The organism is Liquorilactobacillus satsumensis DSM 16230 = JCM 12392, assembly GCF_001435195.1.
GTDB classification, from domain to species: Bacteria; Bacillota; Bacilli; order Lactobacillales; family Lactobacillaceae; genus Liquorilactobacillus; species Liquorilactobacillus satsumensis.
Genome location: NZ_AZFQ01000002.1, coordinates 1 through 8,564, shown reverse-complemented (window position 1 = coordinate 8,564; position 8,564 = coordinate 1). Strand labels below are relative to the sequence as shown.

The following is an 8,564-nucleotide window of genomic DNA, read 5'->3' as shown; positions in this document are numbered from 1 at the left end:
GTTATGGGGCGAACTAGTGTTGTTTTAATATCTGCCACCGTCTTTAACGGCTCTACTCGGGAAGTCCTGTTCACGTGGGACTTCCTTTTTCTTTTTCATTATGACGTACCCTTTAAAAAAGAGCCAACGTTTTAGATCTGGATCAGGTTTGAAAGTGGTTTGTTTGATTTCCGGATTATTTTCTGCAAATGCTTGTAGCTGCTTTTGCGTTCATTCACTGATTTCTTCGTGTATCTCATGTAACTGGATTTTAAATTGCACTTTTTACTGAGGATTAGTTGCTTGCTGAACCTATTACTGATTCAATATCCTGGTTGATAATTGTTCCAATTATTGCTCTTAAAACTAATATCATCCAAATACTAATGGGATAGAGAATCAATTTTAAACATAATCGGTAATTAAAAACTACTATCATCAACAATTTGTTGCATGTCTGTGAGTTTCCTGCCGATTGCTTTTTAAAATTAGGTTACAAGTGCATGATTAGGTTACAAGTGCATGCCTCCATCTTCATGCCGGTTTCGAGTTTGGTGTTGCCTTTGCTTTTTCGTCATTTCCCACTCGGTCTCTTTTAAGCCACGTAATTGCTGCTTTCTTAGATAGTCTGTGTTCTTCGCATATAAAATGGTTATTAAGGCTTCGTCCAAAATATTAGTCAGGTAGTTTTTCGGGCTAGTTGGGTAATAATTGATCGCTTGATAGTCCTTAATTTGGTCTTGCTTATATTTATCAAACCGCGTTGTCTGTTGTTTCAAACGGGCTTGCACGGTTTCGATTTGTTGGTGATCCAACTGATTGTCTTGCCCACATTCACCGAGAAATAGCTGACGGGTACCATCATGTTTTAAGACCCGTTGTAATCGGTGGTTCTGAATATCTTTTAATTCGATCTTACCTAACAGGTAATTCAAACCAGCTTGGTGTTGCTGACTAGTAAAGACGACCGGTGGCTGCTGTCGTAATTGACTAAGATCATTGGCGCTTAATGGCTTTAATTCTGGATCATAGTAAACCACAGCGGTATAGATTTGCTCCTTGTCAATTGTCTCTAGCTTTTCAAGGTCGCTGTTCGGAAAAGCAGTCGTTAGAATGCTGTTGTATTGGGTTTGCACCACGGCTTTAACTTCCCGAATGACCCGTAAATCTTTCACCGCTTTCGAAATGAATTCGAGTTCGTTAGGTTCATAAGCGGCTAGCATTCCCCGATCAATATGCTTCAAATCGTCTAACTGGTGCCCATGTTTGGCTAGCACCGCGGTTAATTGCTTCTCAATTGTCTGGGCTTGCTGATTAACTAACTGCCAACTCGTATATGGCCGCTTAGTAAACGTCAATAATTGCTGGGTCAGTAAGTCGTTTCGAATATCCGTTAGCCGTTCAGTCAATTCACTATCTTTAAAAATCGTTTGTTCGCTATTAGTCTCTTTAATCAGTTCCCGTCGTTCAGCCGCGGTTGTCTGTTCAAAATTAAGTTCCGGATAAAGCTTTTTTGTTGCTCGTTCCACCACTTTATTTAACAACTGATTAGCTTGTGCTAGTGATGTCGTTTGCCGGCCAATGGTCAACAGTTGTTTAGTTACATCTTCACCAACGGCATGTTTAATTAATAAGCTATTTTTCCAATTAAACAACATGCGTTGTTTGTCATCTAAGTGCTCTAAATCGACATAAGTTTTCAGTTGTTGACTTAAGTGGCTAATCGTGTGCTTTTCGGAAAACGATAACTCGTCAGTTAATGCTTCAAAATGTTCATGATTTCGGATTTTTTCGTTAAGATTATGATACTTATCTTGAGTGCTTCTTTGTGCTCTAACTTGTTGATTAAATGCTTTTCGGTTTTGTCGTTGACTGTTAATACCTTCGTGTTGGGTAGGTGTCCCTTGAATTTCCTGATCGACAAATGATTTTTCGCTAATTCTATCGGGAATGTTTTTTTGTGCTAAAGACTGATTAACACTCACTGCCCAATTTTTTCGCCACTCATTAATTTTTTCTTCTTTATCCCAATCAACTAACCAAATTTTTCTTTGTTTTGGGAACCCACTTTTAGTTAGAAGTTGCTCGCCATTTTCATCTTTAATGTATTGAGTTTTTGCCTTTAATCCCCAAGTACCATCGAGATTAAATGGCCGATTAGTTAACATCACATGAGCATGCGGATTATCCGGGTGATCGCGATGAATTGCGACATCAGCTATCATACCTTGATCGACAAAATTCTCTTGCACGTATTTAGTTAATAATTCTTTTTGTTCATCTGCACTTAACTCGACTGGTAAAGCAACATTAAATTCCTTGGCATACCGTGAGTTTGATTTGCGATCTTTCTTTTCAACTTCATTCCACAACTGCTCTCGATTATTCGCCCATTTTGGTGCATTCCTTGGTGTAAAAATAAAGCTTTCTGGCATAACCGAGCGTGCATAAAAATAGCTTCGTCCTTCTTTTTGATCGAATAACTTTTCACCACTTCGATAAGCAGCTCCAGCAATGGCACTACGTCCTTTACCAGCACTAATATTTTGAAAATTCATGTGAAAAATTGCCATGTTGATCACCACATCTCTTTGGGTTTATGGTTTTGATTTTGTTGTCGACAACGGCGACTTCTAATACAGGTTTTAATGGGGTTATCACAACATAGAATTTATTCTATGTGTAAGTGCGCATTAACCTCGTTTCACTCGGTCTTCTGATTCTCTTAACTTTAACTTAGTGTATGCCTTCCGCTTCGCTATTTCAACTTTTATCCTTTGACTTAACATTCTCTGTATGATATAGTGTCGGTGATTATTTTTAATACGATTGGAAGGATAATTATGTCTCAAAGTAACTTAGAAAAACAAGAAGCTAAATTAAAACAGCTGAATCAAAAGATTAACGAAGAAAAATCTAAAATTGAACAAGGACTAGGTAAACAAATTATTAAATCAGCTAACTTGGATTATGCGACACTTACCACTCAACAAATTAAAATGATTGCTAAAAAAGTTGCCGTCTTTTTAAATCAAGCTCAAAATAACTAATAATAGTTAGGTGGTAATGACTATGCCTAATCAATATGAAAAACTAGTTGAGCAGCAAGCGCGTTTAAAACAAAAAATTGAGCGGGAAGATTTTAAATTACGGCAATCTAAATACTATGAAAATCGGCAAGCCCGCAAAGCCCGTTCTCGCCGACTAATTCAAAAAGGGGCTTTATTAGAAAAGTACTTTCAAGCTAATATCCTCTCGGTCGAACAAACCGAAGAGCTTTTAAAAATATTTGCTAATTACGTTAATGCTCATAAACCGGATAAATTAAAAAACGATCAGCCTAATAACTAGGCCGATCGTTTTTATTTTCTGGATCATTTTTGGGATTGATTTCTGGGTTCTGATCCGCAAAATATTTTAACTGTTTTTGAATTCTTTTACTAGTTTTGTCTTTAACTGATTTAAGTGCTAAGTTTGCTCTAATTTGTAATCCTTGAATGCCATTGTCATATGTCCACCGTTTAATTTTAGCCATGTCATTAGTTCGATAATAATTGGCAATTAGTTCGTTCCATTGATCCCACTTATCTAACGGCACATTGATTAAGCCTGCACCACCGTCAATCATAATTTTATTAGCACTTAAAGTCGCCGTCCTTTTGTTCCCGTCCCAAAAGATTTGTTGGCGCATATTATGATACATGACAGTCAATGCTTTATCAGTAATCGTCGTTCGTGGATCAGCCAAGATTTTTTGTAAAAAGGATTGTTCTTGTTTTTCGTTGATTAAAGGTGGTTCAAAAAAGTCTTCACTACCTAAATCAACTCCTCCTTTCCCTTGCCGTAATTCTCCCGGTACTAAGGCGTCTTCCGCTGCCACAATCTTGTTGATTCGTTTTTCCATGGTTAACGTTAAAGGGGAATTTTGAGCAGTGATATATTGCCACCCACGCTTTAAATTAACAATCGTCAAAACATCTTCAACAGGTACTCCTGCTACGCTCATACCGTCCATAATAGTTTGTGTTTGTGGCAAAGTGGTATTAACGCCTTCAAAACGAGCATTAGTATGCACTAGCTTGGTAAAGTTTGCTCGGGCAAACCGTTGGTTTTCTGCCGCTGTGAATTTATACTTGTCCATATATGTTCGAGTTTTAGCCATATTTTGTGCCTCCTTTCTATTTCAGTCACTGATTATTTGACCTGTCCATGTTAAATCACAAAATGCTTTTCGTTGATAATTTGCTCTTGGCGTTTATCTAAGAGGTAAGTGTGTAACGCGTCAAACAGCTTGCGTTTATCAGGATCTGGATTATATGCCGCTTGTTCCCAAATGTCTTGAATATTGACTGCCCAGGGGTCAGCCAACAATTGATCAATTGTTTCGATTTCTTTGCTGGGTTTGGTCATTTAAAAAGCTCCTATCCCGTTTTTATAGCTCAGCTATCGTCAATTTGGCCACTTAAGGCACCTATTTTTACTTCTAAGCGATTTTAAAGCAGTTTTAATATAATTATGCATGTAACACTTAAAACAGTTTAAACGAGCTTATATGGCGTTTTAATCCCAAGTGCGCTCGCTATCAACATTCCGTTCTTCGGGGTGTTTGGCCGCATATTCTCTAGCCGCTTGTTTATTCCACCAAACGCCAAATAGGTTTTGCATGGTGCCGTACAAGTAGTTTTCCACGTTCTTGATATGCTTTTCATTGCTTCTTAGGGCGTTAAAGTAGCGTCTCAAGGCTTTAGTCATCAAAGATTTTAGTTCTTCATCGTCTAGTGGGATTAGAACGCCAATGTCCTGATGATCCTTCTCAACTCGGTACTTAGCATTTAAGATAATGCCAATGAACCGGCGCATTTGTTGTGGAGTTCGGCACCAGAAGCTAAGTAATTGCACGGCTTCGGGTTCTAAGAAAACGGGGAGCCCACTGTCTTCATCAGTTAAGAAGTCATTAGCATGGTTCACCAAATCCTGGTTTTGCTTTTGAATTTCTGCTGGTGAGAAATTGGCTGTGGAAAAGTCCAACTTTTGAGTATCTATATTGTATCCATTAGTATCTATGTTTTTAGAGTCTTTATATAGATTGCTTTCGATTTTCGAAATTCCGCTCGTAGCAAGGGATTGAGAGCTATTGTCAACGAAGTCATGCGGACTTTCGATTTTCGAAATTCCGCTCGTAGCAAGGGATCCAACGAAGTCATGCGGACTTTCGATTTTCGAAATTCCGCTCGTAGCAAGGGATTTCGGCGTTTCTTGTCCATATTCACCCCTTAAATAGACATCAGTAGCTTTCACATCGAGCTTGGAAAGGTATAAACGATTCGGTTCATTCTTTTTCGTTTTAGGATTAAATCCCATTTGAATTTGTTTTAATAGATTGGCTGTTTGTAATTCTTTTTTAATTTTAACGGCTTTTTCAGTAGCACAGTTAAATAAGTCCTGTAATTCTTGAACGGTAAAAATAAAGTAAACATGATTATCTTCATCAACCCAGTGGTTGCGCAAAGAATACTCGAGCCGATCTTTCAGTACCATATAAGCCAATTTAGCGTCACTGCTTAAATGCTTGTATTGCTCGCCATACATTAATACCTTAGGGAACTGGAAAAATAAGGCTCCATATACGTTATCGGCTTCATAGTAATTGAAATTTGTTGATTTTGTCATAATAAAAACTCCCTTTCTCGACTGACACACGCTGTCTCAAAAGAGAGTTGCTAAAACATTTGATTTGCTTTAAAATACAAATCTGATATGCTCTAACTGAATTACAAGGCGTTCATTTAGCCTTGAGGCTTTGTAATTTATCAGCATGTGTCTGTTTATGAGTTGCCCAGTCGGCAACTTTTTTTAATTTCTAACAACAAAAATGGACTAAATAGCATTGGTTAGCTACTTAGTCCATTGACTTTAATTTGTTTTTAACTATCCTTAACTTGTCCTTTGGGACTGGTTTGCGGTATAATTAACCTACAAATTAAGAACAATGTTCAGTCGATTTAGACCGGCAAGTTAAAATCGACTGAATCTAAGTAGCTGTCGTGTAGCTACTTGCTAAACCCAAAATCCCTGATTCCTCGTGAATCGGGGATTTTTCTGTTTAGCTTGATCTCTTTATTCGGTTGTTAAATTAGTCATAGTCTAGCATAGCGCTTACCTATCGGCAACTTTATTCTGTCTTGTATACTTTACAAGCCCCCATCGGTCCGTTGAGTCCGTTGATCAGATACAAGGTCTTCGTATCAATTATTGCTATCAACTATTTGTGATTTCATCATTTTCCCCACTCAATTATTCTTGAAAGTCTCTATAAGCATTTTCTATTATGGTATCTAATAAGGTTGATCTTGATTTTGCGTTCAACTGATTAACCATTTCATCTAAACGATCAATATTCTTTTGTTGAATTGAGAAGCTTGTCTTTACTTTTCGTTCCCAATTCAATTTTTCGTTAAGTGCATCTTTTTGCTGAATGTCTCTAGCCACTTGGTAATCGTTGTTGGTACTTGAAAACTTTTCAAATTTGTTTGCCATAAGTTAATCATTCCCCTGTTTTTGGATTTCTGAAAACACGTCACTTAATAGTTTGAGAAATGGCTCTTGTTCATGCAACTTGTCATTCTGGGTTGCATATTCTAGTATGCCCTCCTTTGCAAGCATACTAGCGTTAACTAATTCCTTTTCTGGGATAACCCCAATGACATTATCTATATGTTTGAGTGCTGATAAAAATTCGTGAGAAGAATTAGTATTGTGTTTGATTCGATTGCCTAAAAAGAATACGTTGGCAGTAATATATGATTTACCACTAACTGGATCAACAACTTCATCTTGTAAAGTTCCCACACTTTGCAATACTTTTGTATGACTTTCATACCCAAATCGACTTGGTTCCATTGGAGAAACGATTTTATCGGCTACAGCTACACCATTTTTGCTTAACAGGTTCCAAGCTGGTGGCAAGTCGATAATTATGTAGTCATATTTTTGATTCAGTTCTTGCGCATTTTTAACAAACCACATAAATAATAGCAATTCTCTATTTGGTTTTGAGGCTAAACGATCTGCTACTTCTTCCAGGTTGCTAGTTGATGGAATTATCGCGATATTATCCTGAACTTGTGTCTCAATTAACCCGGAGCTTGGTTTTTCTAGGACATCTGCAATGGTGGGCTTTCCACTGAAATTAAAATGTTCATTTTCAAAAGTGCCCGTCAAACTCTTCTGTGCGTCCAAATCGATCATCAAAACTTTTTGATCTTGTGTTTGTAAAAATTTGGCGAACTGAAATGCCATTGTGGTTTTACCAACGCCACCTTTGATAGCCATAAAACTGATTACTTGCATAACACACTTTCCTCCTAACATATAAAGATAAAGGTAATACTTAACAAATACCTTGTTCTCCTACATAATACGACTTTAAGAACACAAAATCAAGACAAAGGTAGTACTAATGGAATACATAAAACGCATAAAGGTATTTATTTGGTGGTATAAATAGGTTTCAACAATTAGCCATACCTATTATCTGTTAACATTAAATTTCTTTCGATACCTTATAAAGGTTGTCCGTTTAATTCCTGTATTACGGGCAACATCGACATCACTCATGCCTGCCTCGTAAAGCTTAAAAGCATGTTGCAAGCGGGGATCATCTTTGGCATATTGGGGTTTGCGCCCATGATATTTACCCTGCTGCTTAGCTAAGGCAATCCCTTGTTGCTGGCGCTCAATGATTCGCTTACGTTCACTTTCGGCCTGATACTTATAGAGTTCAATAATCAAGTTGGTCATCAGTTGACGTAAATTTGGGTCAGCAATCCCTGTCATGGACGGCAAATTCAACACATCTAGGGTGGCCCCCTTATTTTGAATGGTGTTCATGATCTTAGTTAAATCCTGGTTATTTCTGCCTAAGCGATCTAATTCAGTGACCAGGACAATATCACCCTCACGAATATAGGCCAGCATTTTTTGCAGTTCTGGCCGATTAGTGTTAGCCCCACTTAATTTATCCGTAAATAATTTATCAACGTCTTTTAAAGCCGCTAACTGTCGATCTAAATGTTGCTCCTTGGAACTCACACGCGCATAACCGATTTTAGCCATTTCCAGTTCTCCTTTTGGACAGTTCTAATGAACACTTGTAATTCCTAGTATAGCACAGAAACAAAAACGGCCATTAGGGTATACCCTAGTGGCCTTTAAGCTTAGTGCGAATTATTAATTGAATTTATCGTTTCCCTGTATTTACCATCAAATGTTTTTTCATCTGGAAACAAGGTTTCTCGTGAATATCCTAGTTGTCTTAATTTTTTTTGGATCGAATCTTTAACTTATCACGGAAACACGAGTTACATCACGGTATTTATAGTCCTGTTGTTTTCGTTAATAGCTTGGCTATTTATGGCTCGAAGATTAAAGAAAGCTGATTATGCATAGACACTATTCTATCCCCATTTCCCTGTATAATAGATTAAGCAAGAAGCTTTAATGGCAATGATTGTCTTTTCCCTTGCGAGGTGAGGCTCATGGGAACATGGAATAATCTTCAGGAAGGCTTCACAGTCAATGAGCGT

9 protein-coding genes are annotated in these 8,564 nt (G+C 37.6%); 2 read left to right on the top strand and 7 right to left on the bottom strand.

The features are described 5' to 3' along the window. Nucleotides 1–491: 491 nt before the first annotated feature. Nucleotides 492–2,552, bottom strand: a complete 2,061-nt coding sequence (gene mobQ / locus FD50_RS00055) for a MobQ family relaxase (RefSeq protein WP_056959380.1) — start codon at nucleotides 2,550–2,552, stop codon at nucleotides 492–494. Between the two features lie 270 nt (nucleotides 2,553–2,822). Between mobQ and FD50_RS00050 the strand changes: the two genes are divergently transcribed. Together FD50_RS00050 and FD50_RS00045 are read left to right on the top strand one after the other, a co-directional pair. Continuing rightward, complete coding sequence (locus FD50_RS00050; protein WP_054758071.1) at nucleotides 2,823–3,029, top strand: hypothetical protein; 207 nt, start codon at nucleotides 2,823–2,825, stop codon at nucleotides 3,027–3,029. Nucleotides 3,030–3,051: 22 nt separating this feature from the next. Then, nucleotides 3,052–3,330, top strand: a complete 279-nt coding sequence (locus tag FD50_RS00045) for a hypothetical protein (protein WP_054758070.1) — start codon at nucleotides 3,052–3,054, stop codon at nucleotides 3,328–3,330. Here the strand turns inward: FD50_RS00045 and FD50_RS00040 are convergent. The 6 genes from FD50_RS00040 to FD50_RS00015 form a co-directional block, all read right to left on the bottom strand. Then, nucleotides 3,320–4,141: a Fic family protein gene (locus FD50_RS00040; protein WP_056959378.1), complete on the bottom strand. Its 822-nt coding sequence runs from the start codon at nucleotides 4,139–4,141 to the stop codon at nucleotides 3,320–3,322. The genes FD50_RS00045 and FD50_RS00040 overlap by 11 nt on opposite strands. Nucleotides 4,142–4,191: 50 nt before the next feature. Beyond that, the gene (locus FD50_RS00035) at nucleotides 4,192–4,389 is read right to left on the bottom strand and encodes a hypothetical protein (RefSeq protein WP_054762704.1); all 198 of its coding nucleotides are present in this window, start codon (nucleotides 4,387–4,389) and stop codon (nucleotides 4,192–4,194) included. Between the two features lie 150 nt (nucleotides 4,390–4,539). Next, on the bottom strand, nucleotides 4,540–5,649 hold the full coding sequence (locus FD50_RS00030; RefSeq protein ID WP_056959376.1) for a replication initiator protein A: 1,110 nt from the start codon (nucleotides 5,647–5,649) through the stop codon (nucleotides 4,540–4,542). 624 nt (nucleotides 5,650–6,273) lie between these two features. After that, nucleotides 6,274–6,516: a hypothetical protein gene (locus FD50_RS00025; RefSeq protein ID WP_003590746.1), complete on the bottom strand. Its 243-nt coding sequence runs from the start codon at nucleotides 6,514–6,516 to the stop codon at nucleotides 6,274–6,276. A 3-nt stretch (nucleotides 6,517–6,519) separates the two neighbouring features. After that, complete coding sequence (locus FD50_RS00020) at nucleotides 6,520–7,329, bottom strand: ParA family protein (protein ID WP_056959374.1); 810 nt, start codon at nucleotides 7,327–7,329, stop codon at nucleotides 6,520–6,522. A 180-nt stretch (nucleotides 7,330–7,509) separates the two neighbouring features. Further along, the gene (locus FD50_RS00015) at nucleotides 7,510–8,094 is read right to left on the bottom strand and encodes a recombinase family protein (RefSeq protein WP_056959372.1); all 585 of its coding nucleotides are present in this window, start codon (nucleotides 8,092–8,094) and stop codon (nucleotides 7,510–7,512) included. Nucleotides 8,095–8,564: the final 470 nt, after the last annotated feature.

Bases quoted from the DNA above. Each gene is read 5' to 3' on its own strand.
- mobQ (WP_056959380.1), bottom strand. From the start codon at position 2,552: ATGGCAATTTTTCACATGAATTTTCAAAATATTAGTGCTGGTAAAGGA.
- FD50_RS00050 (WP_054758071.1), top strand. From the start codon at position 2,823: ATGTCTCAAAGTAACTTAGAAAAACAAGAAGCTAAATTAAAACAGCTG.
- FD50_RS00045 (WP_054758070.1), top strand. From the start codon at position 3,052: ATGCCTAATCAATATGAAAAACTAGTTGAGCAGCAAGCGCGTTTAAAA.
- FD50_RS00040 (WP_056959378.1), bottom strand. From the start codon at position 4,141: ATGGCTAAAACTCGAACATATATGGACAAGTATAAATTCACAGCGGCA.
- FD50_RS00035 (WP_054762704.1), bottom strand. From the start codon at position 4,389: ATGACCAAACCCAGCAAAGAAATCGAAACAATTGATCAATTGTTGGCT.
- FD50_RS00030 (WP_056959376.1), bottom strand. From the start codon at position 5,649: ATGACAAAATCAACAAATTTCAATTACTATGAAGCCGATAACGTATAT.
- FD50_RS00025 (WP_003590746.1), bottom strand. From the start codon at position 6,516: ATGGCAAACAAATTTGAAAAGTTTTCAAGTACCAACAACGATTACCAA.
- FD50_RS00020 (WP_056959374.1), bottom strand. From the start codon at position 7,329: ATGCAAGTAATCAGTTTTATGGCTATCAAAGGTGGCGTTGGTAAAACC.
- FD50_RS00015 (WP_056959372.1), bottom strand. From the start codon at position 8,094: ATGGCTAAAATCGGTTATGCGCGTGTGAGTTCCAAGGAGCAACATTTA.